The following is a 26456-nucleotide window of genomic DNA, read 5'->3' on the forward strand; positions in this document are numbered from 1 at the left end:
GTCTCCAGTCTCAGGTGAACAGGTGGCGCGTGAGGAATACGGTGGCGAAGCCGGCCAGCATGAAGGCGGCGGTAGCCACCAGCGAGCGCGGCGACAGGCGCGAGATGCCGCACACGCCATGCCCGCTGGTGCAGCCGGCGCCATAGCGGGTGCCCACGCCGACCAGCAGGCCGGCGGCGACCAGGGTCGGCCCATCGGCCTCCACGGTGACGGCGGGCGGCGCCGCCAGCAGCGCGTAGGCGAGCGGCGCACTTACCAGGCCGAGCAGGAAGGCCAGGCGCCAGCCGATGTCGCCGCGCGCGGGACGGAGCAGCCCGCCCAGGATGCCGCTGATGCCGGCGATCCTGCCGTTGAGCAGGATGAAGGCGGCGGCCGCCGCGCCGATGATGAGCCCGCCGGCGAGCGAGCTCCAGGGGGTGAAGTGGATCCAGTCGATGTTCATGGTGTGACTCCTTGGGATGGCAGGCAGAACTGCTGGTACAGCACCTGCATGAGCGCCAGCGCTTCATTGCTGTCGATTCGGTAGAAGATCTGCTTTCCTTCGCGCCGCGTGCCGACCAGCTGTTCTTTGCGCAGCACGGTGAGCTGCTGCGACAAGGTCGGCTGGCCGATCCCCAGCAGGGACTCCAGCTCGCCGACGGCGTGTTCGCCCTGGCTCAGCTGGCACAGCAGCATCAGCCGGTCCGGATTGCCCAGGACCTTGAGGAGGGCGCAGGCCTGGGCGGCGGCGGCGCGCATCTGCTGCAAGTCGAGTTGTTGTGTGTCGCGCATAAGGTTCTCCGTCAATCTATTGAATTACATTATATCGACAAACAATCTATTTTTCAATATAATGTAATTTATCGACGCACAGGAGAGCAACATGACGATCCGTTATCTCGGCACGCACTACGCAGTGGCGCTGCAAATCACGCCCGCGGACGTCGGGCGGCTGAAGGAGCAGGGCTTCGCCACCCTGGTCTGCAACCGGCCGGACGGCGAAGGCCCCGGCCAGCCCTCCTTCGCCGAGATCGAGGCGGAAGCGATGAAACACGGCATGCGGGCGCTGCACCTGCCTGTCACGCCGGGCAGGATCACGCAGGCCGACCTCGACGCCTTTGCCGCCTGCTATGCAAGCGCGCCCAAGCCGGTCCTCGGCTTCTGCCGTACCGGCATGCGGGCCGAGGCGCTGTGGGAGGGCACGCGGCTCAGGTGATCCGCAAGCTGATTTCCGCGACCGTGCCCTGGCCGTCCGGCTTGCGCCTGATGCGGACCTGGCCGCCGTGCTGGTCGACGATTTCCTTCACGATCGCCAGCCCGAGGCCGAAACCGCCTGCGGGAGCGCCCTGCACGCGATAATATGGCGTGAACAGTTTGGCGATCTCGGCCTCCGGGATCGGCACGCCGTCGTTCGATACCGTCAGGACGGCGGCTTGCCCGCGCCGCGCCAGGGTGACCTGGATGTCGCCGCCGGCGGCGCCGTGCACCGACGCGTTGTCGATCAGGTTCTGCAGCATGCGCCGCAGCTGGGCCGGTTCGCCCAGCACGTGGCAGTCCTGCAAGGCTTCCAGGCCGATGCTCTGGCCGCGCTGGTCGAGAAGCGGTTCGAGGGTGCCGATCACGTCGCAGCAGACTGCCATCAGCGACAGGCGCTCCAGCGGCGCGGCGTCGCCGCCGGAACTGATCCGGCTCAGGGTGAGCAGCTGTTCCGTCAGCCGGCTGGTCCGGCGCGCCGCCGCCAGCGCGGACTCCAGCGATCCGGTGCGCTGGCCTTCGTCTCCCGCGCGCAGCGCATTTTCCAGGTGCAGCTGCACGGCCGCGATCGGCGTGCGGATCTCGTGGGCGGCCGCGTTCAGGAAACGCTGCTCGCGTTCCATCGAGGCGCGGATTCGGTCCATCAGCTTGTTCAGCTCGGTCACGATCGGCATCAGCTCCAGGGGCGCGGCGTGCAGTTCGACCGGATCGAGCGATTCGGGCTTGCGCGCCGCGATCAGGGTAGCCAGTTCCGACAGCGGGCGGGTGCTGCGCAGGATCAGCCAGTTCAGCACCGCCAGGAGGCACAGGGCGCCCAGCGCCAGCGGCGCCAGGATCGACATGCCGATGCCTTCCGAAAGTTCTTCGCGCACTTCCTCCTTCTCGGCGGCCATGATCCAGACGTCGCCCGAGCGCAGGACGAACACCTCCCACAGCACGCCGCCGATGTCATGCTCGGAAAATCCCGGCCGCAGCGGCGCCAGCGGCGCTTCCGGCGCGGCGGCCGACTTCACCAGTAGCGCCCCATCGCGCCAGACCTGGAAGGCGATCTTGGTCTCGTAGCGGTGGCCGAAGAACTCGGGCAAGTCGCTGGTGCTGGTTTCCAGCTCCTGCGGCAAGGAGATCACGATCGGCCGGCCGACCGTGGCCGACGCCAGCTGCTGCGCCACCAGCGCCTCCAGCACCCGGGCCGAGGTGGCCAGGCGCGCGCTGAACAGCTCGACCGATTCGTGGCGCGCCACCTTGTGGGCGCCGACGCCGATGCCGGCGAAGATCAGCAGGATGCAGGCCAGAGTGCCGAGCACCAGGCGGCGCCGGCCTGAATACGGGCGCCCGCTCATGCGGCCAGGTCGCCGATACGGTAGCCGACTCCGCGTACGGTCTTGATCGCCTCCGGCCCCAGCTTGCGGCGCAGGTGGTGCACGTACACGTCGATGGTATTGCTCTCGCTGCCTTCACCCCAGCCATACAGGGATTCCTCGAGCTGGGCGCGGTTGAACACGCGCTGGGGGTGCTCGGCCATCTGCTTGAGCAGCATGAATTCCAGGCGCTGCAGCTCGACCGGCTCGCCCCGCCAGCGCACGCTCAGGCTGCCCATGTCCATGGCCAGCGCGCCCAGGGTCAGCTGGTTCACCTGGCGCCCGTTGCGACGGCGCGCCAGCACCCGCAAGCGCGCCAGCAGCTCGTCCAGCTCGAAGGGCTTGATCAGGTAGTCGTCGGCGCCCAGGTCGAGGCCGGCGATGCGGTCGCGGGTGGCGTCGCGCGCCGACAGGATCAGCACCGGGATCGGATTGCCGGCGGCGCGCAGTGCCTTGAGCACCGCGATGCCGTCGATCCCGGGGAGGCCGAGGTCGAGCACCATCATGTCGAAATCGTTGTGCGCCAGCGCCGACAGAGCGGCCTCGCCGGTGCCGACGTGTTCGACCGTATATTGGGCCTGGCGCAGGGCGACCTGCAGGCCGCTGCTCAGCAGTTCATCATCTTCGACCAGAAACAGCCTCACATTCTCCCCCTGCTTGAATTACCGGCGCTTCGCAGCGATCTGTTCGAGCAGCTGCGCGATCTCGCCGCGCCGTCCTTCGTCGGCCAGCTTGCGGCCAGGACGCGCCGGCGCCTGCAGCGCCTTGCGCAGGGCGCGTTCGGCGCCCTCGTAGTCGCCCTTGCGGAACAAGTAGTCGCCATAGAAATAATTCGGGTCGATGCCGTCCGGATTGATCGCCAGCCCGCGCCTGAGGTTCTCGAGCGCCTTTTTGTCGTCGCCGAAGCCGATCGGCCAGCCCGGCACCTGATAATACAACGAGCCCAGGCTGGTATAGGCCGAGCCGTTCAGGGCCTGCGGGTCGATCGCCAGCGCCTGCTCCAGCGTCTTCTTGGCGTTCTTCACGTGCGACAGGGCCCCCAGTCCGCCCTTGGCGCCTGCATAGGTCGACTCGATGATCGCATACCAGATCAATACCTCGGCGCTCGCGGGATTCTGGAGGGCGGCCTGGCGCGCCTGCCCGGTCAATTGCTCGAACTGCTTTTCCTGCTGGTTGGCCGGTGTCTGGTATTTGATCTGCTCCCAGGCGCCCTGCAGGCGGGAAACTTCCTCCGGCGGCGCGGCCGCGGCCGACAGCGCGACGGCGGACAGCAGGGCAATGGCGAATCGGGCGAATAGGTTCATGGCGTTTTACTCCTGGTGATGGGCGAGGCTTTTCAGCCGGGCAAATGCTTGCGGATGACCGCCAGCTGCTTGCGGATCCCGCCGTCCGGCAGGCCGGGCAGCAGCTTGTTGACGAGCACGAAGAAGCTCTCCTTGCGGCCCAGCGTACGCTGGAAGGCGCTGCCGCCGAGGAAGGCCATGAACGCGGCCGCTACCGCCTCGGGCGTATCCTCGGCGGTGCCGAGCTCGCGGTTCATGGCGTCCACCGCGCCGCTGTTGATGGCGGTGCGGGTGGCGCGCGGCGCGAAATGGCGCACCGTGATCGTGGTATCGAGCAGCTCGCGCCGCAGCGCCTGGGAAAACGTCAGCATGCCGGCCTTGCTGGCGCCATAGGCGGCAAAGCCCGGATAGCCCAGCTGGCCGAAGACCGAGCCGACGTTGACGATCTGGGCCGCGGACGCCTCCTTCAGCAGGGGCAAGAGCTGGCGCGTCAGCAGCATCGGCGCGAGCAGGTTGGTCTCGAGCATGGCGCGGATCCGTGCCGGAGACTGGGTCTCGAAGGCGTGGAAGTCGCTGATGCCGGCGTTGTTGACCAGCAGGTTGATGCCGCCTGCGGCGCGCCCGGCGGCTTCGACGGCGGCCAGGGTCGATTCCTCGCCCAGGTCGCCGCAGACGATCCGCACCGGCGCAGCAAGTCCGGAGGCGAGGGCGTCCAGCGGTTCGCGCCGGCGCCCGACCAGCACCATGGCGTCGGCGGTGGGCGCCATGGCGCGTGCGATCGCCGCGCCGATGCCGCCGCCGGCGCCCGTGATCACGGCGCGGTAGCGCGCGCCGCTCACGGCGCCTCCGCGAACAGGGCCGCGCCGCGCGGCAGGCTGCGGAACACGCCGCCGTACAGGCCGTACATCATGCGCGCCATATGTACCACCGCATCCTGGTCGCGCGGGTCGTCGAGACGGTTCACCAGCTTCTCGAAGAAGGCCACGTGTTCAAGATCGAGGCTGCCGTGCGAGCTGAGATAGCTGAACGCCTCCGGCGGCAGCGCCAGGGCGCCGCGGATGGTGTCGGCGGCGTGGGTGGCAAGCGCGGTGCTGGTGCCTTCCAGCACATGCACCATGCCGAAGAAGGCCACCGGATTGCCACGATCGACCTGGTGGTAGGCGTAGGCGACCATCAGTTCCGTGCTGGCGTGCGGGCGCGAGGCGCGCGCCGCCGCGGCGTCGCCGCCGCAGGCGGCGATGTCGTTCAGGATCCACTCCTGGTGCCCGATCTCTTCCTCGATGTATTCCGCGATCGCCTGGCGCAGCCACTCGTGCCGCTCGTCCAGGCGGCTGCCGCAGGCCATCATGAGGGGCACCGTGTGCCTGACATGGTGGTAGGCCTGGGTCAGGAAGGCGATGTACTGGCCGGTCGTCACGCTGCCTTGCAGCGCGTCCTGGATGATCGGGATGGAGAACAGCTGCTGCCGTTCCTGCTCGGTCTCTGCCTTGAGCTTGTCGAAAAAATTCACGATGCGTGCTCCGTCTGGTCGAAAAGGGATGCGATGCGGTCCGCATACTGCTGCTGGATCGGCGCGCGGCGCGGACGGCCGTTGGCGGTGGCCAGGCCATTCGCCGGGGTGAACGGCGCCGCCGGCGCCCAGCGCCGTATCTGCGCGTAGTCCGGCAGCTCGCGGTTGGCCAGGTCGACCGCTTCCTGCAGCTGCTGCGCGGTGAGGCCGGGGGCCGCCGGCACCAGCAGGGCGGCCAGCCAGGGCTGGCCGTCGCCCACCACCAGCGCCTGGGCGATGCTGCCGGTGCCGAGCAGCGCCGACTCCGGCCATTCGGGCGACACGTTGCGGCCGTAGCCGGTGATCAGGATGTCCTTCTTGCGCCCGTCGATATACAGGTAGCCGTCCGGGTCGAGGTGGCCGAGGTCGCCCGTCGCGAACCACTCGCCGGCGCCGGCCGCGCCGTCCAGCTGCCCGAGGTAGCGAGCGGGGGCTCCGCGCACCTCGATTTCGCCGTCCGGCGCGATGCGCAGGCTGCGGTTCGCCAGCGGGCGGCCGACGCTGCCGTCGCGCGCCGCGCCCGGCAGGTTCAGAGCGACCACCGAGCTGCATTCGGACAGGCCATAGCCTTCGTATACGGGAAGCCCGCGCGCGCGGGCCGTGGCCAGGATCCGCGCCGGCGTCCTGGCGCCGCCCACGGCGGCGAAGCGCAGGCTGGCGAGGCGCGGGTCGCCAGGGGCGCTGGCGGCTAGCAGCGCGGCCAGCATCTGCGGCAACAGGATCACGCTGTTCGCCTGGTGGCGGGCGATCGCGTCCAGGCAGCGCTGCGGATCGAAACCGCTGGCGCCCGACAGCCCGACCTCCGCCAGCGGCGGGCAGATCGTGGTGGCGCCGCTCAGCAAGGCCGTATAGGGGCCGGCGATGTTCTCCAGCAGTACCGCGAACGGCAGCAGGCACAGGTGGCGCTCGACACCCAGCCTGCCCAGCCCGGCGGCGTGCAGCGCCTGGGCCACTTCCCATTGGCGGGCCGTATCAAGGCAGACGCCCTTGGGCGCCGAGGTGGTGCCGGAGGTGAAGGTGATCTTCTGCACGCCGTCCAGTTCCGGCGCGGGATCGGGGGAGGCCGCGCCCGGACGCTGGCACAGCGCCAGCGGGCCGTCCAGGGCGACGGTCCCGGTAAAGCCGAGCGCGGCTCCCTGGGCGGGATCGGCGCAGAACAGGGCTTGCGCGCCGCTGGCGGTGATCGCATGCTGCCACTGGGCCGGGGTGAAGAACAGCGGCAGCGGCACCAGGGTCAGGCCGGCCCGCTGGGTGGCCAGGTCGATCGCCAGCCATTCCGGGCTGTTGTCGGCCAGGATCGCCACCGGGGCTCGCGGCGCCGTGCGCGCCGCCAATGCCTCCAGCAGGGTGGCGATGCGCTGCGCCAGCGCGGCGCGGTCGAGCGTACGGACGCCGTCGCTCAGCAGGGCGCGGCCGGGCGGGAAAGGTTCAGGAAAGCTTGTCATGGCCATAACGGATGTCGCCGAACATTACTTGAGGATGGGTGTCGTAGTAGCTTCCCCAGTCGCGCCCGCCGTCGGGCAGGCGCGCCGGGTCGGCCTGCGCCAGCAACTGCGGCTGCAGGCGCAGGCGCCGGAAGGAATTCAGGAGGCTGGGCGTGGCCGTGAACGCGACCCAGCGCAGGCCCAGCCCGTGCAGCAAGTGGGTGGTATGCACGATCAGCGCGCGCGCCGCGCCCGCGTGGATGGCGGCCAGGTTGCCCACTTCGACCACGCCGGCGCGGTCGACCGGCTGTCCGGTCCGGGCGGCGATCTCGCATTCCAGCGGCGCGTCCAGGTATTGCTCGAGGAAGACCGGGCCCGCGGCGGCGGGGGTGTAGCCAAGCGCCGCGATCCAGTTGCCATCCTCGTCGGCGCAGCCGATCAGGGTGGTGCTGAAATGGTGTACGCGCGAGCCGTAACTCGCGAGGAAGGTCTGGGCGATAAAAGCTTCCAGGCCTGCGCGGCGGCTGTCGCCGCGGCTGACGGTTTCGATCTGGTAGCGGGGAGGGCGCGCGGCGTGCGGCGCTTGCGCACGCGGAAAGACCGGCTCGGCGAGGGCGGGAGGCATAGGGCTTCTTCCATTTCTTTGTTGCATTGGAAGAAGCCTATGCAGCGAACATTAATTGCAGATTAAACGGCCGGGCAAGCGTGCGCCTGCCGGCGGGAAACCGCTGCTCAGGCGGCGCGCTCGCCCAGGCGCCCCAGGCGCGCGCACCAGCGGGCGGCCCGCTCGGGCGTCATGGCGCCGGCGCCGCCGACGATGGTCGTGGATACCGGAGCGATGCCGACGAAGTGCAGGATATTGCGGCGCAGCGAGCGCACGCTGTGCGCACGGTAGAACGAGCGGTACAACAGCGAGGGCATCCCCATCGTGACGATCACGCGCGCACTGCGGCCGCCGAGCAGCCCGGCCTTGAGCGGATTCGCGGGAGTGCGCGCCAGCGCGAAGCCGGGCCGCAGCACCTGTTCGAGGAAGCCTTTCAAGAGCGCAGGCATGTCGCCCAGCCACAGCGGATAGACCAGCACGATATGCGCGGCGCGGGCGATCGCTTCCTGCGCCGGCAGCAGCGCCGCCGGCGGCGCGCCATCCTGCCACTGCTGCGCATCGGAAAGCAGGCTGAAATCGAGGCGCGCCGGTTCGATGGTCTCGACGACGTGACCGGCGGCGCGTGCGCCGTCGGCGTAGGCTTGGGCAAGCGCGTGGCACAGGTGTTGGCGGGCGCCGTCCGGGTGCCCCTGGATGATCAGGATGTGCTTGCTCATCACGCGGCCCGGCCGGCATCGAGAATGCGCCGCATCGTCACCATCCCGTCCGCGCCGGCATGGACGTCGAAACCCAGCGCGTGCGCCAGCCCATGCATGCCGGCATTCTCCGGCAGGGCGACCCCTTCGACGACGGCCACGCCGCGCTGCGCGCAGTAGTCGAGCAGGCAGTCCATCAACAGCCGCCCGAGACCGCGTCCCTTCAGGTCGGAACGCACCGTCACCGCGAACTCGCCGCGCACGTCGTCCGGGTCGATCACGACGCGCGCCACGCCCAGCGTTTCGCCATTCCCGGCCGGATCCGGGCGGGTGGCGATGAAGGCCATCTCGCGCGCGTAATCGATCTGGGTGAAGCGCGCCAGCTGCTGGGGCGAAAGCTCCCGCATCAGGCCGAACATGCGCATGTGGACGTCCTGCGGCGTGAGTGCATGGAAGAAGGCCACGTGCGCGGCGGCGTCCTCGGGACGAATGGGACGCAGCGTCAGCCTGCCTGCCGCGCTGTCCACCTGGCGTTCCAGTTGTTCCGGATAGGGCAGGATCGCCAGCCGCGCATGGCTGTCGCACCCGGCGGGAACCGGCTGCAGCCGCATGCGGGCGTCGAGCGCGATCACGCCGCCGGCGTCGGCCAGCAGAGGATTGATGTCGAGCTCGGCCAGTTCCGGCAGGTCGGCCGCCAGCTGGCCCACCCGGACCAGCACATCGTACAGGGCTTCCATGTCGGCCGGCGGCCGGCCGCGGTAGCCCGCCAGCAGGCGTGCCACCCGGGTACGGCTGACGAGCTCGCCGGCCAGGACCCGGTTCAGCGGCGGGAGTGCGACCGCCTGGTCGGCCGTGACCTCGACGGCGATGCCGCCGTGGCCGAACAGCACCACCGGCCCGAACACGGGGTCGGTGCTGAGGCCGACGATCAGTTCCAGCGCCTGCGGCCGGCGCGCCATCGCCTGGACCGTGAAGCCGTCCACGCGCGCGTGCGGAAGCCGGCCGCGCACGCGCTCCAGCATGGCGTCGAGCGCCGCGCCAAGCGCTTCCGGGGTGGCCAGGTCGAGCGCTACCCCGCCGACATCGGACTTGTGGACGATGTCCGGCGACACGATCTTGAGCGCCACCGGATAGCCGAGGCGGCCGGCGGCGGCGAGCGCACTGGCGGCGTCGGCGGCGAACTCGGTTGCCACCACGGGAATGCCGTAGGCTGCCAGCAGGGCCTTGGTGGCGCGCTCCCCGACCGCACCGTTCGGATCCGTGCCGCCGGCCAGCAGCCGGTCGATGTGGGCGCGGGCGGCCGGGCGGTCGGGAGCGCCCAGTTCGCACGGTCCCGGCGCCTGCATCAGGGCGGCCTGGTTGCGGCGGTAATCGACCAGCTGCTGGAATCCCTTGACGGCTTCCTCCGGGGTGTCGAAAACCGGGACGCCGGCCTCGATGCACAGGCGGCGGGCCTCGGCCACGCTGGGGCCGCCCAGCCAGCAGCACAGCACCGGGCGGGCGGCGCCGGCCATCAGGGGCAGCAGGATGCGGGCGATCTCGGCGCTGGGTACGATCGCCGTCGGCGCATGGATCAGCAGGACTGCATCGGTCTCCGGCGCGTCCAGCAGTACGGCCAGCGCATGGCGGTAGCGCTCGGCGGGGGCATCGCCCACGATGTCGACCGGGTTGGCGTGCGACCACAGCGGCGGCAGGCCGTCGCCGAGCCGGGCCAGCGTGGGCGGCGCGAGCTGGGCCAGTACGCCGCCCGCGTCCGCCAGCGCGTCGGTCGCCATGACGCCGGGCCCGCCGCCATTGGTCATGATCGCCAGGCGCTCGCCGCGCAGCGGCCGGGTGCGCGCCAGCATTGCCACCGCGTCGAACAGTTCGTCCGTGGTGAGCACGCGCAGCATGCCGGCGCGGCGCAGCGCGGCGTCGTAGACCAGGTCCGAGCCGGCCAGCGCACCGGTATGGCTGAAGGCCGCGCGTGCGGCGTCCTTGCCGCGCCCGGCCTTGACGATCAGGGTCGGCTTGCCGCGGGGGGGGGGGGGGGGGGGGGGGGGGGGGGGGGGGGGGGGGGGGGGCGGGGGGGGGGGGGCGCCGGGGGGGGGGGGGGGGGGGGGGGCCGCCCCCCCCCCCCCCCCGCGGCATCCCGCCGCTCCTGCCTGGAGTAGCAAATCTGCAACTGAAGTGGCAGATTTGCAACACACCCGCCTATAACTAAACATTGCCCGTGAATAACCGGCAATAAAAGTTGCCTCACGGATTCATTTTAGTTGTATGATCGTCTGGTCGCCCATGCCGTTTTGACCAGCACTCTCATGATTCCCCCTGCCCTCGCGTTCTCCGCGCCCGTGCGCCAGTCCGCGATCCTGATCGTCGATGACGCCCCTGACAGCCTCGGGCTGCTGCAGGAGATCATGCGCCAGCAGGGTTACCAGACCTTCGTCGCCAATACCGGCAAGCGCGCCCTCGATATCGCGGCCCGCGTCCAGCCCGACCTGATCCTGCTCGACGTGATCCTGCCCGATCTCGACGGCCTGGAGATCTGCCGCCGCCTCAAGCGCCAGCCGGACACCGCCCACATTCCCGTCATCTTCATCAGCGCCTGCGGCGAGACCGAGGACATCGTGGCCGGCTTCGATACGGGCGCGGTCGACTACATCTCGAAACCGGTGCGCCTGGCCGAAGTCTGCGCCCGCGTCAGCGCTCACCTGCGCTTCCGCAGCAACAGCGTGAGCCAGCAGCAGCAGACCGACCGCCTCCAGATGATCCTGGACGGCATGGAGGAAGGCCTGATGCTGGTGAACGGCGACGGCCGCATCGTCTACGCCAACCCGGCCAGCGAGCGCTTCGCGGCCTGGTCGATCAGGGAACTGGCGGGCATGGCGCTGGCCGACTTGCTGGCCGAGCCTTCCGACGAATACTACGCGGCCTATTTCGCCGACCGCGACGATCCCGAACTCGCCGCCCGCTGCCGCGGCACACGCGAAGTGGTGGTGCGCCAGCGCGACGGCGCGCTGAAGGCCATGGACCTGAGCCTGACGCCGATGGCCGGCACCGAGCCCTTGTACGTCGCCCTGCTGCACGACATCACCCACCACAAGCAGTCCGAAACGGCGCTGCAGCGCGCGGCGCTGGTCGATCCGCTGACCCGCATCGCCAACCGCCGCCACTTCGACAGCGCCCTGGAAAAGGAATGGCATCGCGCGATCCGCAGCGGCCAGCCGCTGTCGCTGATCGTGCTCGACGTCGACCACTTCAAGGGCTACAACGACAGCCTGGGCCACGCGGCCGGCGACCAGTGCCTGCAGATGGTGGCCGAGGTCCTGCAGGAGCACGCGGTGCGCCCCACAGACCTGGCGGCGCGCTACGGCGGCGAGGAATTCGTGGTGCTGCTGGCGGAAACCGCCGGCGACGGCGCGGCCGGCCTGGCCGAAGCCATCCGCGCCCACGTCGAACGCCTGGCGATCCCCAACCCGCGTTCCACCACCTCCGAGATGGTGACGGTGAGCGTGGGCGTGGCGACCATCGTCCCGACCCTGTTCGACGACCTGCGTTCCTTCTTCATCGCCGCCGACCGCGCCATGTACGAGGCCAAGTCGGCCGGCCGCAACCGGGTGGTGTCGGTGTGCGCGGGCGCGGCCTGGGATACGGTGCGCGAAGCGGTCGCGCACTGAGGCGGCATCGCCACCCGCTTACTTCGACGAGCTGAGGTAGCTGCGCAGGCCGTGGGTCAGCACGGATGGGAACACGCTCGCATGGTCCTCTTCGTGGAACACGCGCAACTGCGTCTTCAGGTTCGGATAGCGGTGCGTCCTGAGCACAGCGTCGAACTCGCGCAGGTCTTCGACCATGTCCGCGTCTTCCTCGCTGCGCGAGCGCTGCTTCCCCGGCGCCAGCCGTTCCAGCCCGCCGATGCCGAAGAACACCGAGGCCGGCAGGTCCTTGTGGCGGGCCGCGTAGGCCTTCTCGCGCTCGAACATCACTCCCGCATCGAACCACAGCGACGGACTGCCGAGGATGTAGTGATCGAAGCTGCGCGGCTCGCCCAGCAGCATCTCCAGGCCCAGCAGGCTGCCGTAGGAATGGCCGACGAAGACCTTGCGCCGCATGTCGGCCCGATAGTGGCGCGCGACCAGCGGCAGCACTTCCGTGGTCAGGAACTTGCCATAGGCCGCCGCCTGGCCGAATTCCGGCGGACGGCCGGGCATGACCGGGCTGTAGGACTGCTTGCGCGGGACGCTGGGCGTGTAGTCGCGCCGCCGGCTGTGCATGCCGTTGTCGCCCTTCGCATACGACAGGCCGACCACGATCACCTCCTCCATGCCGGCATGCTTGTGCAGGCGCTGGGCGATGTTGCGCACCACCGGAAACGCATAGTTGGCGTCGGCCACGAACAGCACCGGATAGCGCCTGGCGCCGTCCTTGTAGGAGTCGGGCAAGGCGACATAGAGCTGGTAATCGCGCCGCAGGGCCTGAGCACGGATGTCGCGCACTTCGGTATTCTCGAGGGCGTAGCCGGCCGGTGCGGGGGCAGCGGCGGCGCCAGCCAGGGCGCACAGGGCAAGCAGCAGGTAGGCGGCGAGGGGCTTCGCGATCCTCATTGCACGGCCTCCGGCACAAGCACGGCCAGCACCGCCTGGGCCGCCTTGATCCTGGCCGGGATCGGGAGGTTCTTGTTGGCCAGGATGACGATGCCGACCTTGTGGCTCGGCGCGAAGGCCGCGTAGGCGCCGAAGCCCCTGGTCGATCCGGTCTTGTTGAACAGGGTGCCGGGCGGCGCGGCCTGCGGCGCCAGCGGCGTGGCCGGATTCGGCTCGAAGACGATGCCGGCGGCGTTCCCGGCCAGCAGGCGCTCCAGCGTCACGGGCGGACGGTACTGCTCCCATCCCAGCCCCTGCGCCATCTCGCCGACCTGGTAGTAGCCGAGCTGGGTTCCTTCTACCGCACGACGCGCCGGTCCCGCCAGGCGCGCGGGCTCGATGTTCGCCTGCAGGTAACGGATCATGTCGGCGGCAGTCGACTTGATGCCATAGGCCTGGACGTCGGCGACATCGCGCCTGACACGGACCGGCGCGTTGTGCTGGTCGTAGCCCCAGGCGTAGCGGCCCATGGCCTGCTGCGGCACCTGCGCAAAGGTCTCGCTCAGGCCGAGCGCCGGGAACAGCTGCCGGTCGGCCGCTTCGCCGAAGTCCACACCCAATGCGGCCGCCGTCGCATGGCCGAGCAGGCCGATGCTGGGATTGGAATAGCGGCGCTGCATGCCCGGCGCCGCGTCGGGTTTCCAGGCGCCGAACCAGCCCAGCATGCCGCGCTCGCCGGCTATCCCGTCGGGGAACTGCAAAGGCAGGCCGCCCGCCGTGTAGGTGCCGAGATGGAGCAGCGTGGCCTTGTCGATGGCGCTGCCCTTGAGCTGGGCAAGGTACTTCCCGGGATGATCGCCGAGCGACAGCCTGCCCTGGGCCTGGGCGTAGAGCGCGAGCGTCGCCGCGAAGGTCTTGCTGATCGAACCGAGTTCGAAGAGAGTATGTTCCGTGACCGGCTTGCCCTCCTCCTTCGAGGCCAGGCCGTAATTGAAGAACAGGGTGCGGCCGTCGACGGTCACGCCGACCGCTACGCCCGGCACGCCGTATTCGTCCATCAGCGGACGGATCGCCCGGTCCGCGGCGGCGCGGACGGCCGCATCGTCGGCCGCATGAGCGGCAAATGGCAAGAGGCAGGCCCAGGCGAGCGCCATGCGTGACAGGGATGCGAACTTCATGCGCAAGGAATTCTCCCGTTGGTGGTTGACCCAAAAAGTATAGGGAGAGCCCCGGAAGGCGAACAGCGCAGCCGTCCCAGGCGCGCGGGATTTCGTCACATGGCCGACTTGAGGGCGGGAAGATAGCGTTCGCTGACCGCCACCTCGGCGCCGCAGCGCAAGCCCAGCCGCCAGGCGCCGTCGCCGCTGGTCGCCAGGCGCGCGATCTGGTCGCGCCGGACGATGGTGCTGCGATGCACGCGCAGGTAGTCCGCGGGCGGCAGCAGCGCCTCCAGGCGGTTGAGCGTGATCCGGTGCAGCACCGTGCGCGCCTCGAGGTGCAGCTCGACGTAGTTGCTGGCCGCCTGCATCCACAGGATCTCGGCAAAGCGGATCTGTTCGATCGAGCCCACCGAGCGCACGTTCACGTGGTCCATGCGCTGCGCTGCATCGGCATCGGCGTAGTCGCGCAGGGCCGCGCCGTAGCTGTCGCGCTGGCGCTGCCCGAGCATGGCCCTGGCCCGCTCCACCGCCTGCGCCAGGCGCGCGTCGCCCACCGGCTTGAGCAGGTAGTCGAGCGCGAACACCTCGAAGGCGTCGATGGCGTGTTCGCTGTAGGCGGTCACGAAGATGACGAGGGGCGGCGTGGGCCGGGCGGCGATCTCGCGCGCCAGCGCCAGCCCCGATTCGCCCGGCATCTGGATGTCGAGGAAAACGACGTCGACCTCGTGAAGCTGCATGGCGCCGCGCGCGCCGGCGGCGCTGTCGCACTCGGCCGCCAGCTCCCAGTCGCAGGCATCCAGCAGCGCGAGGCGCAGGTTGGTGCGGCTGCGCGCTTCGTCGTCGACGATCAGGTAACGCACCGGCATCGCGCTAGTCCTGCCCGGCCAGCGGCAGGCGGATCTCGGCCACGAACAGGCCTTCGTACAGCCCTGCCGCCAGCGATGCCGCCGGGTGCATCAGGCGCAGCCGGTCGCGCGTGTTGGCCAGGCCCAGGCCCGCGCCGCGGTTCGGCGAGGCCTGGCCGCTGGCGGGATTGGTCACGCGGATCGACAGCGCGCCGTCCTCGCGCGCGAAGCGCACGCGGATGTCGCCCTGGCCTTCCCGGCAATCGAGGTCGTGGCGCAGCGCATTTTCGAGCAGCGGCTGGAGGATCAGGGGTGGACAGGTGACTTCGTGCAGGTAGCCGCCGGCGCCCTCGATGCTCACCTGCAGCCGGTCTTCGTAGCGCAGGCGCTGCAGGCCAAGGTAGTCCTCGACGAACTGCAGTTCCTCGGCCACGGTGGCGGTATTGCGCGCACTGGCCGACAGCGCGTAGCGCAGCAGGTCGCTCAGGCGGCAGATGCCGCCCAGCGCCAATGCCTTGTCGTTGGCGCGGACCAGCGCACTGATCGCGCTCAGCGCATTGAACAGGAAGTGCGGCTCGAACTGGGCGCGCAGCGCCTGCATGCGCTGCTCCTCCAGCGCCAGGCGCAGGTTGAGCATATCGGTCTGCGAGCGCTGCCAGGCCAGCTCGCGCTCCATGGCGTGGCGCCAGTAATGGATCGCCAGGATGGCGGCGAAGGTGGCGGTGGTCGAAAACCAGCCGACCAGCAGCATCTTCATCAGCAGCTGCCTGGCTTCCTCCAGGGTCGCGATGGGCAGGTAGCCGCGCAGCCAGGCCATGTAGATCCATTGCAGCGGCTGGAATACCGCCATCAGGCCGACGAACAGGGCGACCACCTGGCGCGGGCGCGCCACCAGGACCGGCCAGCGCGCCAGGGCGATGCTCAGGCCCGCGCTCAGGACGATCAGCGGCACCGCGTATTCGATGAACCAGGTGACCAGCAGCGCGGGATAATGGCTGTCCATGCCCGCACGCAGGTTGTCGCTGAAGGTCTGGAGGGCGCCGAGCGCGCTGATCGCCGTCCACACGAGCACGGCGCACGCGATCGTCTTGCCGACCGGAGGAAGAGGCGCGCGTGGAAGAGCTTGGTTCATGGTGCGCGGAGTATAGCAGCGCAATGCCGGCCATCCGCCGTCCCTCGTCCCGTCAAGCGGCGGATTCGTCCCGAATGCGTGCACCATGCATATGCAAGCGGTGTTATCATGGCCGCAATTTCTTTTTTGCAACACTTGCTCTCTGTAAAGACATGACCGGCGCAGCGACCCAGGAACTCAAGTCCCAGGAATTCCAGTTCGAGACTCTCAACCTGCAGGTCGGCGTACGCCTGCAGGTGGTGACGCATCGCAGCGTCAAACCGATTTCCCACTTCTCGACGCTGATCGGCTATGTGAAGGACGAGTACATCATCGTCAAGATTCCGATCGAAAATGGAACGCCCATCGGCCTGATCGAAGGCGAAAGGGTCACGGTGCGCGTTTTCTCCGGCGTCAACGTCTGCTCCTTCGCCTGTACGGTCGAACGCGTGTTCGGACGTCCGCTGCTCTATGTGCACCTGTCCTTCCCGACCTCGATCCAGGGCACCAGCCTGCGCGGCGCCATGCGCGTCAAGACCGAGCTGCCGGCGCGCGTCAGGAGCACGACGCAGCCCGCCGCCGCCCCCATCGATTGCACGCTCACGAATGTCTCGGTCACGGGCGCCAGGGTCGATTCGCCCCTGCCCTTCCCGCACGGCGAGGAAGTGGTCGGCATGCAGTTCACGATCGCGATCCCGGCCGCCAACCAGGAGACCCGGATCGACACCATGGCCATCGTGCGCAACGTGACGATCGACAAGTCGGCCGCGAGCCGGGGCGAGATCTACAGCTACGGCGTGCAGTTCCTGGACCTCGATCCCGTGCATTTCACCATGCTGCAGAACATGACCTACGAGGCCCTGCTGGCCGACCGGATGAAGATCGTCTGATCGCTCAAGCCTGGCGCGGATAGCCCGTGATCCGCGCGATGTCGCGGTACATCGGCTGCAGGCGTCGATACATCTTCACATAGACTTCCCGGTACAGCCGCTCGTAGATCGCGCGGTTCTCCGGAATCGGTTCGAACACCCGGCCGACTCGCGTCATCGCGTTCACGGCTCTGGTGAAATCCGGATGCAGTCCCAGTCCCACCGCCGCATCGATGGCCGCCCCCAGGCCGGAGGTCTCGTAGACGTGCGGGCGCGAGGTCGGCAGGCCGAAGATGTCGGCCGTGAGCTGCATCGCCGCGTCGCTCTGCGAGCCGCCGCCCGAGACGCGCAGCTCGGTGATGGGCGTCCCGCTGCGCTTTTCGATGCGTTCCTTCCCTTCGCGCAGCGCATACGCCAGTCCTTCGAGGATGGCGCGGTAGACGTGGGCGCGGGTGTGCACGTCGCCGAAGCCGATGATGGCGCCCTTCGCTTCCCTGCCCGGCACGCGGATGCCGGGCGTCCAGTAGGGCTGCAGCATCAGGCCCATCGAGCCGGGCGGCACGGCGTTGGCCAGCTCGTCGAACAGCCGCTCCGGCGCCACATCCTCCTGCAGGGCGCGCGCCTGCTCGTGGTGGCCGAACTGCTCCTTGAACCAGTTGACCATCCAGTAGCCGCGGAAGACCTGCACCTCGGTGCTGTAGGCGCCGGGAATCGCGGCCGGATACGGCGGCACGAAGGGCGTCACCTCGACATAGCGCGAGCTCGTCGTGTTGATGGTGGCGGTGGTGCCGTAACTCAGGCAGCCCACGTGCGGCTCGCGGCAGCCCGCGCCAATTACCTCGCAGGCCTTGTCGGCGGCGGCGGCCAGCAGCGGCAGGCCTTCGGGAATACCCGTCTCCTGCGCGGCGGCGGCCGTGACGCTGCCGATGCGCGTGCCCGGCTCGGCCAGCTCCGGCAGCATGTGCGGCGCGACGGCCAGCGCCTGCCACTTCCAGTCGCGCGCCGCGGCCCAGCGCCGGCGCTTGTAGTCGAAAGGCAGGTAAGCCACCTGGGAACCGGACGAATCGACGAAGCGCCCGCACAGGCGGTAGTTCAGCCAGCCCGACAGCAGCAGGAACTTGTCGGTCGCCTGCCAGACCTCGGGCTGGTGGGCGGCGATCCAGTTGATCTCGGCTTCGCCGCGAAAGTAATCGATGGTGTCGGCCACCCGCGCCAGCTTGAAGGCGGTGCGCCACAAGGGACCGATGGGCGGCACCTGTTCGGTGCGGCGCTGGTCGAGCCAGGTGATCGCGGGGCGCAGCGGCCGCCCTTCCCGGTCCAGGTTGACCACGGTGCCGCGCTGGGTCGTCACGGCCACGCCGGCCACGCGTGCGCGGTCCGCGCCGGGCATGTCCCACAGCTGGCGGCAGGCCTGGCACACCGCCTGCCAGTAGCCGTCGGCGTCGTGCTCGGCCCAGCCGGGATGGGTGGAGAAATAGGCTTGCAGGTGGACCTGCGACTTGGCGACGATATCGCCGCGCAGGTCGAACAGGAGCGCGCGCACGCTCTGGGTGCCATTGTCGATGGCGAGGATCAGCGGGTCAGGCATCGATGTTCTGGTGATGAAGATGCGGCAGGGATGCCGTGGCACTCGCGCCATGATGCCATGTAGGCGGCCTGTTCCGCCAGCCATTCGTCGTCGCTCCACCCGAGCTCCGGCTGGCAGATGGCGCGGACGCGCTCGAGGTGGGCGGCCCCGCCCTTGGGCAGCAGGATGCCGAGCCGGGTGCGGCGCAGCAGCAGGTCGCCCAGCGCGCGCACCTGCTCGGCGCGGGCAGCCCAGCGCAGCTCCGCCCACAGCGTGCAGGTGCCGGGAATCGGGTCCAGTTCGCCCTCGCCGGCGGCGTCGACCAGGTCCTGGGCAGACGCGCCGTAGCGCCCGGCCAGGCGCCGCAGCACGCCGGCCGGAAGCAGGCGGCTCACCGGCAGCGGGACCGGCGCGAACACGGGCTGCGGCGCCAGGTCGGGCCGCCAGCCGGGCAGCTGGGGCAGCGCGTGGCGCAGGGTATCGAGGGCGATGGCGCGGAAGGTGGTCAGCTTGCCGCCGGTGACCGACACCAGGCCTGGCTCCGACCACACCACGTGCTCGCGCTTTTCCTTCGACGGCGCGCCGTGGCTGCCGCCGTCGATCACCGGCCGCACGCCGGCGTAGGTCGCGATCACGTCCTCGTCGTGCAAGGACAGCTGCGGGAACGCCGCCCGCAGCGCCGCCATCAGGTAATCGAATTCGGCGCGCGTGATGCGCGCTTCCAGGTGCAGCCCTTCTCCGTGGTCGACGTCGGTGGTGCCCACCAGGGTGGCGCCTTCCCAGGGAAAGGCGAACACCGGCCTGCGGTCCTCGGGATGCCGCAGGCTGACGGCTTGCGCCAGCGGCAGGCGCCACGAAGGCAGGATCAGGTGGCTGCCGCGAAGGGGACGCAGGCGCGGGCCGGCGCCGTTCCCGGTCAACGCGCCGGCCAGCGCGCCTGCCCAGGCGCCGGAGGCATTGACCACCACCCTGGCGCGCACGGCGTGCTCCTGGCCGCTGCGCTCGTCCAGCAGCCGCGCGCCCATGACGCGGGCGCCTTCGCGCACCAGGCCGCGCACCGCGACGTAGTTGAGCGCCGCCGCACCATGGGAGCGAGCCTCGTCCAGGACGCGCAGCACCAGGCGCGCATCGTCGGTCTTGGCGTCGGTGTAGCGCACGCCGCCCAACAGTCCCTCGCGCCTGACGTTCGGCGCCAGCATGGCGAAGCCGTCGGCGCTTTCCCAGTGCGGCTCACGGCGGCCGGCCAGGCGGTCGTAGACGCGCAGCACGGCCAGGAAGCCCAGGCGCTGCGCCCAGCCCGCGCCGTGGTCGGCGAAGGCGAAACCCTGGGGCTCGACCAGTCCGGGCGCTTCGCGCAGCAGGGCCTCGCGCTCGCGCACCGATTCGCGCGTGAGGCGCAGCTGGCCCTCGGCCAGGTAGCGCAGGCCGCCGTGCACCAGCTTGGACGAGCGGCTCGAGGTGCCCCAGGCGAAGTCGTGCTGCTCCACCAGCAGCGCGCGCAGGCCGCGGCGCGCCGCCTCGAGCAGGATGCCGGCGCCGGTGATGCCGCCGCCGACCACGAGCAGGTCCCACTCGCGCGCCGCCAGCGTGCGAGCGTCGAGAATTGGGGCGCTCACCGGTTCACCAGCTTGCCGGGGTTCATGCGGCGGTCCGGGTCGAAGTGACGGAACAGGGTCGCCATCGCGCTCAGTCCCAGTTCGCCCTTCTCCGCCGCCAGCCAGGGCGCGTGGTCCGTGCCCACGCCATGCTGGTGGCTGATGGTGCCGCCGTTGGCCACGATGGCGTCGGAGACGCGGTCCTTGAGCTGGCGCCAGCGCGCCAGGTTCACGCCATAGTCGCCGTCCAGGCGGAACACGAAGGTCGAGTACACGCTGGCGCCCTGCGGATACAGGTGCGACAAATGGGTGTAGGCGTGCACCTTTTCGCCGAAGGGTTCGAGCGCATGCGCCGCCGCCTGCTCGATCGCCTCCATCGCCGGGGTGACGCGCGGCCAGTCGAGCGCCGTCTCCACCGTGTCGATGGCATAGCCGTGGGCCCAGGCCGCATTGCGCAGGTAGACGCTGCGGAAGCGGTTGCGGCGCCAGCGTTCGCCCAGCATCCGTCCCATGTGCACCCCGCCACGCACGCGCGCCAGCGCCAGTGCCGCGTCCAGCGCCTGCCTGCACTGCCTGCGCGCGCCGCTGACGCCGACCAGCATCATGCACTTGCCCTCGCCGCAGCCGCGCCAGCGCAGGTAGCGCTCCATGATTCCGACCTGGCGCGGATGGCCTGCGAGCGTGAGCATGGTGGCGGTTTCAAGACCGTTCGACAGGCGCAGCATCGACAGCGGCAGGCGCGCCTGCGCGATGCCGCGCACCGCCGCCACGGACTGGGTCCAGTCCGGGAAGAAGACCGCATGGAAGGCTTCGTGCTCCGGCAAGGGACTGACGCGCACCGTGGCGTGGGTCAGGATGCCGAGCCGGCCCTCCGATCCCAGCACCATCTCGCGCAGGTCGATTCCGGCGGCGGAAGCGGGAAATGTCGGGATTTCGAGCGTGCCGACCGGCGTCTCCACCCGGCCGCCCGCGAACAGCTGTTCGATGCGCCCGTAGCGCAGCGATTGCTGGCCCGAAGAGCGGGTGGCGACCCAGCCGCCCAGGGTCGAGTATTCGAAGGATTGCGGGAAGTGCCCGAGCGTGTAGCCGTGGGCGCGCAGCTGGGCTTCCAGGTCCGGCCCGGCCACGCCGGCGCAGAAGCTGGCCAGCTGGGCCTCGCGGTCGAGCGAGAGCAGGGCGCGCATGCGGCGCATGTCGATGCTCAGGACCGGGCGCGTCGCCTCCCCCACTTCCAGGTGGCCGGCGACGCTGGTGCCGCCGCCATAGGGAATCACGTCGGCGCGGCAGAGCGCGGCGAAGTCCAGCAGCTCGCGCACCTGCTCGGCGGATTCCGGAAACGCCACCCCGTCCGGCGCCTTGCCGATGCGCCCGTGGCGCAGGCGCAGCCAGTCCGGCAGGCTCTGTCCGAGCGCGTGCAGGACGCGGGTGGGCGCACTCGCGTCGATCAGGGGATGGGCAGGCAGGCGTCCCGGCGGCAGCGCCGCGCAGGCCTGCTCGAAGCTGGCGTCGCTTGGGGGCGTACCCTTGCCGACGCGCTGCGCCAGGAAGGCGCGCGCCTCCGCGCCCAGCTCCATTTCTATCGACTCTTCACCCCAACCATTCCAGCGCCGCATGCTTGTTTTCCCGTTATACTCGTTGTTGCCATTCTTGCCAGCTCAATGGTGCAAGCTTAAGACCGAAGTCCGTCTCCGTATTGTGCTTTCATGACAAAGCCTTGTTCCAAGACGCCAGCGCGCCCCCGTGCCGCCCGTGCCACTGCGCCCCCGCCCGATAGCGGACGGGTGACCGGCGCCTATCTCCAGCCCTTGCTGGAAACCGCGGCCGAGCACCAGGTCGGCGCCGAGGAGCTGGCCGCCGGGGCCGGACTCGCTCCGGGCCTGCTCGGCGTGCTTCCCGAGACCCTGCCCGCGCGCCACTACATCGCCCTGCTCGACGCCGGCGCGCGCCTGGCCAACGATCCGCATTTCGGCCTGCACGTCGGGGAAAAGGTCAGGCCGGGCACCTTCAGCGCCTACGGCATGATGCTGCTGGCCTGCAGCGATTTCGGCCAGGCGCTTTCGCAGACGCGGCGCTACGAGCAGCTGGCCCACGACCTGGGGCGCACGCGCGTGACGGTGAATGGCGCGGACGCGGTCTACGGCTGGGATAGCCACTATCCGCAAGCCAGCCGGCACCTGGTGGAAAGCGTGTTCGCGGGCATCCGCGTGTTCGGGAGCTGGCTGGCCGGGCGGCCGCTGACGCCCTCGCGCGTCGCATTCGCGCACGAGAGCAATGCCAGTCTTGGCGAGTACCGGCGCATCCTGGGCGTGGCGCCAGAGTTCGGCGCGCCCTCCAACGCGGCCCATTTCGATGCGGCGATCCTGTCCCTGCCGGTGCCGAACGCCGACGTCAGCCTGTATCCGCTGCTTCGCCAGCACGCGGAGCGCCTGCTCGGCGAGCGTGCGCAAGGCGGCGGCGTGGTGGAACAGGTACGCGCCGCGGTACTGCGGCGGCTGCCCAACAACGGCGTGCGCCTGGCGGTGGTGGCGGAGGATCTCGGCATGTCGGTGCGCACCCTGCAGCGCAAGCTGGCCGAGGCGGGATCGAGCTTCCAGCAGGTGCTGGACGGGGCGCGCTACACGCTGGCCCGGGATTACCTGCGCCAGCGCGAGCTGAGCCTGGTGGATATCGCTTTCCTGCTCGGCTTCCAGGAACAAAGCGCGTTCACGCACGCCTTCCGCGAGTGGAGCGGGATGAATCCCAGCAGTTGGCGCGAGCAGGCGCTCTAAGGCGCCTGATCCTGGCCCGGGACGACTGTATCCCACAGCTTGCCGGTCAACTCGTTCACCAGTTCGTCGGTATGCTCCATCGGCGCCGACTGCACTACCACCACCCGCCAGACCGTGCCTCCCTTTTGCACCAGTCGCACCTGAAGGCGCAGCTTGCCGTCGTCCTGCTCGCCGATGGCGGTCCACGACGCTTGTCCACGGAAGTCTTCCAGGAAGCCTTCCCGCATCCGCCAGTCGGCTGAACGGCTGCGCGTGAATTCGCCGGCATACTGCGGCAGGCTCATGCCGCCACTGTCTTCGGGCGCGATGATCACCACGGCGTGGTCGCTGTGCTGGGTGAACTGGTGCAGCACCAGTCCATCCTCGCTGGTTTGCTCGGTATGTTCCCAATGCGGCGAGACGCTCGCGCTGCGGCCGGTCGCCGGATTGGTCCAGCTGAAGGATGGCCCCTTCAGCCGCGCCGCGGTTTTCCTGCTCTCGACCCGGTCGGCGATCTCCGCGCCCGTCAAGGCGGCGAACAGGAGAATGAAGACGGCGCCGAATGCGGCGCGCCTGCCCCATCCTATCGACTTGGCGCGCACGCGGTATCGTTCGCCGTCATAGCTGGCCGGCTGTCCCTCGTTCAGCCGGCCATGCTGGCGTCCCATGGTGAACAGACAGACCAGCGGAATCGCGAAACCGAGGCCGCTGACCCATACACCCAGGTTGCGCCGAAGGTGCTGGACGAAGCTGAGCCGGCGTCCGTCGACCAGGCCAACCCGCAGCCCGAGGATCGCCTTGCCCGGCGTGTTGCCGGCAAGCGCATGCACGGCTGCGTCCAGCACCAAGGCCAGCGGAAGGCAGGCGATGTCGAACAGCTTGCTCGCGAAGGTCGACTCGATCCAGATCAGGAACGCCGGCCAGATCCAGGAAAGCACATAGACGGCGACAATGCCGATGACGGCGTTTTCCCACCACAAGTCGAACAGCCGCGCGCACCAACGCTTCCAGGGCGTGGCCATCGGATAATCGAGCACGGCTCGAGCCGAGACAGCGTCCTGTCCGCCAGCGCCGACACTGGCGAACTCTTCCTGCACACCGACCGGCGTCCATGCCGCCTGCGTCACCGGGACCTTCCCAGCCCCGCCGTCCTTGCACCACGATTCCTTCATGTTTTCCCCAGTCGTCTTATGTGCGGCATACGGCCGCTTCGTCGCCGCGTTCGCCGGCGCGCGGCGTCAGGCCGGGCCATGCGAAACGGATGCGCGGAACAGTATATCGACTGGGATGGGGTCAATTCTCACCGATGGTCACGGCGCCGCCCACGGCATCGGCGTCGCTTCGCGCAGCCGCAGCATGAGCTGCTCGGGCGGAAGCGGATGAGACACCAGGTAGCCCTGGATCTCGTCGCATCCATGGCGGTGCAGGAAGGCCGCCTGGTCGGCGGTTTCCACGCCTTCCGCGATGACCCGCATCCCCAGGGTCCTGGCGAAGGAAATCACCGCCAGCACGACAGCCGCGGCGCTGGGGACGGTATCGATCTCGTGGATGAAGGAGCGGTCGATCTTCAGCTTATCCACGGGGAAGTTGCGCAGGGTGCTGAGACTGGAATAGCCGGTGCCGAAGTCGTCGATCGAGATGGCCACGCCCAGGTCTTTCAGCTGATGCAGGAGATAGGTCGCGTGGCCGATGTCGTGCACGATCGAACTCTCGGTGATCTCCAGTTCCAGCATGGACGGCATCAGGCCGGTCGAATGCAGCGCCTGCCCGACCGTCGCGATGATGCTGTCGTCGCGCAGCTGGCGCGCGGCCAGGTTCACCGCCACGGTCTTGTTGCCCAGGCCGGCCTCCTGCCAGATCCTGGCCTGCAGGCAGGCTTGCAGCAGCACGCGCTCTCCCAGCGCGGCGATCAGGGCCGAATCCTCGGCGATGGGGATGAAGCGCGACGGCGCAAGCAATCCCAGCCTGGGATGATTCCAGCGCACCAGGGCCTCCGCGCCGGAAAGCTCGCCGGTCGCCAGGTCGAGCTTGGGCTGGTAGTGCGCGACCAGCTCGCCGGCGGGAATGGCCCGGCGCAGCTCGGTTTCCAGTTCCATGCGTTCGGCGACCGCCGCATCCCGCGTGCTTGCATACAGCTGGATGCTGTCCTTCCCGGAATTCTTGGCGCGCAGCATCGCTGAGTTTGCGCGGCGTAGCAGCAGCTCCCCCTCCTCTCCATCGAGCGGATAGACCGCCGCCCCGATGCTGCAGGTGACCACCGTTTCCTTGCCCGCCAGCGGCACCGGCTCGCGCACGGCCGCCAGCATCGCGCTCAGGCGCACGCTGCTGCGCTCGACACTGTCGAGGCCGGTAAGCAGGATCACGAATTCGTCGGAGCCGATGCGGGCGACCGTGTCGCCGTCGCGCACCAGGCGCCGCAGCCGCCTGGCGGTCTCGCGCAGGAAATCGTCGCCGAGCGCATTGCCCAGGCCGGTGTTCAGGAAGGTAAAGCTGTCGAGGTCGAGATAGACGACGGCGATCAGGCGCCCCTCGCGCTGCGCATTGCCGATCGCGGCCTGCAGGCGGTCGACCAGCAGCGCACGGTTCGCCAGGCCGGTGAGCTGGTCATGGGTGGCCCGGTATTCGAGTTCGCGCGTGCGCTCGGCCACGCGCTGCTCCAGGCCGTCGCGGGCCTCGCGCAGTTCCTCGTTGGCCTGGGCCAGGCGCGCCTGGTAGTGACGTCCCAACAGAATTCTTGCCATCGTGCCGGCGATATTGCCCAGGAAAGCGACGTAGGGCCGCAGCGCGTCCTCGTCGTGTACCGTGAGCAGCAGCCAGCCGAGCCGCCGCGCCGGCGCATCGATGGGAAAGCATTGCACGCCGGACCCGAGATGGCGCATGAAATTCAGTACCGGAACCGGTGAAATCTCGCGTTCGCAACGCTGCTTCAATGCCGCCATCCGTGCGCTCGGCGCAACCGGGCTACCCTCGAGGTCGACCCAGGCCTCATCCACGCCCGGCAAGGTCGACAAGGCGCGCGAGACGAAACTGGCGATATGGCTTTCGTCCGGCATCGCGTCGATCGCCTGCTGGATCACGAGCAGGCGCCCCAGCACAGTGGCTTCCGGCGCTGCCGTTTCCGGCTGTTCGACGGTGCTCATCGGTCTACCCGTAGCGCTGGTAGAAGGGATTGCGCAGCACGTGGCCGCCGATGATGACGAGCGGATGCACGTTCAGGACGTCGAATATCAGGCTGCCGTCGAACTGGTTCAGGTCGTACTGGCACATGATGGTCATCGGCGCCTCCTTGATCAGCTCATTGATGCGCGACTCGGCCTCGAGGATGCGGTCGGCGCCCGGTATGCCGCGCAGGGCCCAGGTCATCTCCCCGGCGAAGCGGGCGCCGGACAGGCCGTTGGCCTGGGATTGCACGTAGGCCTCGCGCAGCCGGGCGATCATGTCGTCGGGATCGAAGCGGCCATCCGGAAAATATCCTTCTGCCGAAATGACGGCTTCCGCCTGGCCCGGCCGTTCGCGCAGGGCAAAGGCAAGGTCGAGCCGTTCCAGCACCCGCGGCAAGTCCGCCTGGCTCGGCACATCGGCCACGTAATTGAATCCTTCGCCCCCGGCCAGGGCCTCGCGCGCGTACAGCGGCAGGATCTGGCGGCGCTCCTCGTCGCTGTTGTAGAGGTAGCAGAGATGCGCCCCTTCCGGATAGGGCTCATCCGTGAATCCGAGGCATACATGCCGTCCTGAATCTCCCATGGGTGCTCCCTGTGGATCCGGTATCGATGCATGGCTAGGCTAGCACACCTGCAGGCCGGCGGGCGGTTACTTTCCCGCTGCCAATACGCAACCTGGTCCCTGCGTCG

At 69.3% G+C, this 26456-nt stretch carries 25 protein-coding genes; 4 read left to right on the forward strand and 21 right to left on the reverse strand.

The features are described from left to right. Positions 1 to 10: 10 nt before the first annotated feature. Positions 11 to 442, reverse strand: coding sequence for a YeeE/YedE family protein (locus J8847_RS02765; protein WP_211523154.1), 432 nt, complete (start codon positions 440 to 442; stop codon positions 11 to 13). Then, a complete protein-coding gene (locus tag J8847_RS02770; RefSeq protein WP_211523155.1) occupies positions 439 to 771 on the reverse strand; it encodes a metalloregulator ArsR/SmtB family transcription factor in 333 nt (110 codons plus the stop codon). The genes J8847_RS02765 and J8847_RS02770 overlap by 4 nt, the downstream gene beginning before the upstream one ends. A gap of 91 nt (positions 772 to 862) precedes the next feature. On the opposite strand from J8847_RS02770, the gene J8847_RS02775 reads away from it, so the two are divergent. Further along, positions 863 to 1195, forward strand: coding sequence for a TIGR01244 family sulfur transferase (locus tag J8847_RS02775; protein ID WP_211523156.1), 333 nt, complete (start codon positions 863 to 865; stop codon positions 1193 to 1195). On the opposite strand, the gene J8847_RS02780 is transcribed toward J8847_RS02775, so the two are convergent. From J8847_RS02780 to J8847_RS02820, 9 genes are all read right to left on the reverse strand, one after another. Beyond that, positions 1188 to 2573 carry an ATP-binding protein gene (locus J8847_RS02780; RefSeq protein ID WP_211523157.1) on the reverse strand — a complete coding sequence of 462 codons (1386 nt, stop codon included), beginning with the start codon at positions 2571 to 2573 and terminating at the stop codon, positions 1188 to 1190. The genes J8847_RS02775 and J8847_RS02780 overlap by 8 nt on opposite strands. Then, positions 2570 to 3235, reverse strand: coding sequence for a response regulator transcription factor (locus J8847_RS02785; RefSeq protein WP_211523158.1), 666 nt, complete (start codon positions 3233 to 3235; stop codon positions 2570 to 2572). Before J8847_RS02785 ends, J8847_RS02780 begins: the two co-directional genes overlap by 4 nt. 18 nt (positions 3236 to 3253) lie before the next feature. Continuing rightward, positions 3254 to 3895 carry a hypothetical protein gene (locus tag J8847_RS02790; RefSeq protein ID WP_211523159.1) on the reverse strand — a complete coding sequence of 214 codons (642 nt, stop codon included), beginning with the start codon at positions 3893 to 3895 and terminating at the stop codon, positions 3254 to 3256. 32 nt (positions 3896 to 3927) lie between these two features. Further along, positions 3928 to 4713: an SDR family oxidoreductase gene (locus J8847_RS02795; protein ID WP_211523160.1), complete on the reverse strand. Its 786-nt coding sequence runs from the start codon at positions 4711 to 4713 to the stop codon at positions 3928 to 3930. Continuing rightward, entirely contained in the window at positions 4710 to 5384 is a 675-nt protein-coding gene (locus tag J8847_RS02800) for an iron-containing redox enzyme family protein (RefSeq protein WP_211523161.1), read from the reverse strand. The genes J8847_RS02795 and J8847_RS02800 overlap by 4 nt, the downstream gene beginning before the upstream one ends. Then, positions 5381 to 6868: an AMP-binding protein gene (locus J8847_RS02805; protein WP_211523162.1), complete on the reverse strand. Its 1488-nt coding sequence runs from the start codon at positions 6866 to 6868 to the stop codon at positions 5381 to 5383. Before J8847_RS02805 ends, J8847_RS02800 begins: the two co-directional genes overlap by 4 nt. Next, the gene (locus tag J8847_RS02810) at positions 6852 to 7472 is read right to left on the reverse strand and encodes a thermostable hemolysin (RefSeq protein ID WP_211523163.1); all 621 of its coding nucleotides are present in this window, start codon (positions 7470 to 7472) and stop codon (positions 6852 to 6854) included. The genes J8847_RS02805 and J8847_RS02810 overlap by 17 nt, the downstream gene beginning before the upstream one ends. Positions 7473 to 7579: 107 nt before the next feature. Then, the gene (locus tag J8847_RS02815; RefSeq protein WP_229429512.1) at positions 7580 to 8167 is read right to left on the reverse strand and encodes an NAD(P)H-dependent oxidoreductase; all 588 of its coding nucleotides are present in this window, start codon (positions 8165 to 8167) and stop codon (positions 7580 to 7582) included. Next, on the reverse strand, positions 8167 to 10302 hold the full coding sequence (locus J8847_RS02820; RefSeq protein ID WP_229512465.1) for a GNAT family N-acetyltransferase: 2136 nt from the start codon (positions 10300 to 10302) through the stop codon (positions 8167 to 8169). Before J8847_RS02820 ends, J8847_RS02815 begins: the two co-directional genes overlap by 1 nt. A gap of 144 nt (positions 10303 to 10446) precedes the next feature. On the opposite strand from J8847_RS02820, the gene J8847_RS02825 reads away from it, so the two are divergent. Further along, positions 10447 to 11805, forward strand: a complete 1359-nt coding sequence (locus J8847_RS02825) for a diguanylate cyclase (RefSeq protein WP_211523165.1) — start codon at positions 10447 to 10449, stop codon at positions 11803 to 11805. Positions 11806 to 11823: 18 nt separating this feature from the next. On the opposite strand, the gene J8847_RS02830 is transcribed toward J8847_RS02825, so the two are convergent. The 4 genes from J8847_RS02830 to J8847_RS02845 form a co-directional block, all read right to left on the reverse strand. Then, the gene (locus J8847_RS02830; protein ID WP_211523166.1) at positions 11824 to 12732 is read right to left on the reverse strand and encodes an alpha/beta hydrolase; all 909 of its coding nucleotides are present in this window, start codon (positions 12730 to 12732) and stop codon (positions 11824 to 11826) included. After that, entirely contained in the window at positions 12729 to 13889 is a 1161-nt protein-coding gene (gene ampC, locus J8847_RS02835) for a class C beta-lactamase (RefSeq protein ID WP_211523167.1), read from the reverse strand. Before ampC ends, J8847_RS02830 begins: the two co-directional genes overlap by 4 nt. A gap of 95 nt (positions 13890 to 13984) precedes the next feature. Then, entirely contained in the window at positions 13985 to 14737 is a 753-nt protein-coding gene (locus J8847_RS02840) for a LytTR family DNA-binding domain-containing protein (RefSeq protein ID WP_211523168.1), read from the reverse strand. A 4-nt stretch (positions 14738 to 14741) separates the two neighbouring features. Continuing rightward, entirely contained in the window at positions 14742 to 15848 is a 1107-nt protein-coding gene (locus J8847_RS02845) for a sensor histidine kinase (RefSeq protein ID WP_211523169.1), read from the reverse strand. 152 nt (positions 15849 to 16000) lie between these two features. Here J8847_RS02845 and J8847_RS02850 point away from each other — a divergent pair, with 152 nt between their 5' ends. Then, a complete protein-coding gene (locus J8847_RS02850; protein ID WP_211523170.1) occupies positions 16001 to 16717 on the forward strand; it encodes a flagellar brake protein in 717 nt (238 codons plus the stop codon). A 4-nt stretch (positions 16718 to 16721) separates the two neighbouring features. Here the strand turns inward: J8847_RS02850 and J8847_RS02855 are convergent, their stop codons facing one another. Genes J8847_RS02855 through J8847_RS02865 form a run of 3 tightly spaced genes read right to left on the reverse strand, consistent with a single transcriptional unit; the run spans position 16722 to position 21471 of the window. Beyond that, positions 16722 to 18284 (reverse strand): FGGY-family carbohydrate kinase, encoded by a 1563-nt coding sequence (locus J8847_RS02855; protein ID WP_211523171.1) that lies wholly within the window; start codon positions 18282 to 18284, stop codon positions 16722 to 16724. Next, positions 18269 to 19879: a glycerol-3-phosphate dehydrogenase/oxidase gene (locus tag J8847_RS02860; RefSeq protein ID WP_211523172.1), complete on the reverse strand. Its 1611-nt coding sequence runs from the start codon at positions 19877 to 19879 to the stop codon at positions 18269 to 18271. Before J8847_RS02860 ends, J8847_RS02855 begins: the two co-directional genes overlap by 16 nt. After that, a complete protein-coding gene (locus J8847_RS02865; protein ID WP_211523173.1) occupies positions 19876 to 21471 on the reverse strand; it encodes an FAD-binding oxidoreductase in 1596 nt (531 codons plus the stop codon). Before J8847_RS02865 ends, J8847_RS02860 begins: the two co-directional genes overlap by 4 nt. 168 nt (positions 21472 to 21639) lie before the next feature. Between J8847_RS02865 and J8847_RS02870 the strand changes: the two genes are divergently transcribed. Then, the gene (locus J8847_RS02870; protein WP_373999819.1) at positions 21640 to 22626 is read left to right on the forward strand and encodes an AraC family transcriptional regulator ligand-binding domain-containing protein; all 987 of its coding nucleotides are present in this window, start codon (positions 21640 to 21642) and stop codon (positions 22624 to 22626) included. Here J8847_RS02870 and J8847_RS02875 read toward each other — a convergent pair. The 3 genes from J8847_RS02875 to J8847_RS02885 all read right to left on the reverse strand — a co-directional run bounded on the left by J8847_RS02875 (position 22623) and on the right by J8847_RS02885 (position 26349). Continuing rightward, positions 22623 to 23777, reverse strand: a complete 1155-nt coding sequence (locus tag J8847_RS02875) for an RDD family protein (protein WP_211523175.1) — start codon at positions 23775 to 23777, stop codon at positions 22623 to 22625. The two genes, J8847_RS02870 and J8847_RS02875, sit on opposite strands and share 4 nt — an antisense overlap. Before the next feature lie 138 nt (positions 23778 to 23915). Further along, positions 23916 to 25745 (reverse strand): bifunctional diguanylate cyclase/phosphodiesterase, encoded by a 1830-nt coding sequence (locus J8847_RS02880; protein WP_211523176.1) that lies wholly within the window; start codon positions 25743 to 25745, stop codon positions 23916 to 23918. A 4-nt stretch (positions 25746 to 25749) separates the two neighbouring features. Then, positions 25750 to 26349, reverse strand: a complete 600-nt coding sequence (locus tag J8847_RS02885; RefSeq protein WP_211523177.1) for an MEDS domain-containing protein — start codon at positions 26347 to 26349, stop codon at positions 25750 to 25752. Between the last annotated feature and the right edge of the window lie 107 nt (positions 26350 to 26456).

It is taken from the genome of Massilia sp. AB1, assembly GCF_018119385.1.
In the GTDB taxonomy this organism is placed as follows: Bacteria; Pseudomonadota; Gammaproteobacteria; order Burkholderiales; family Burkholderiaceae_D; genus Telluria.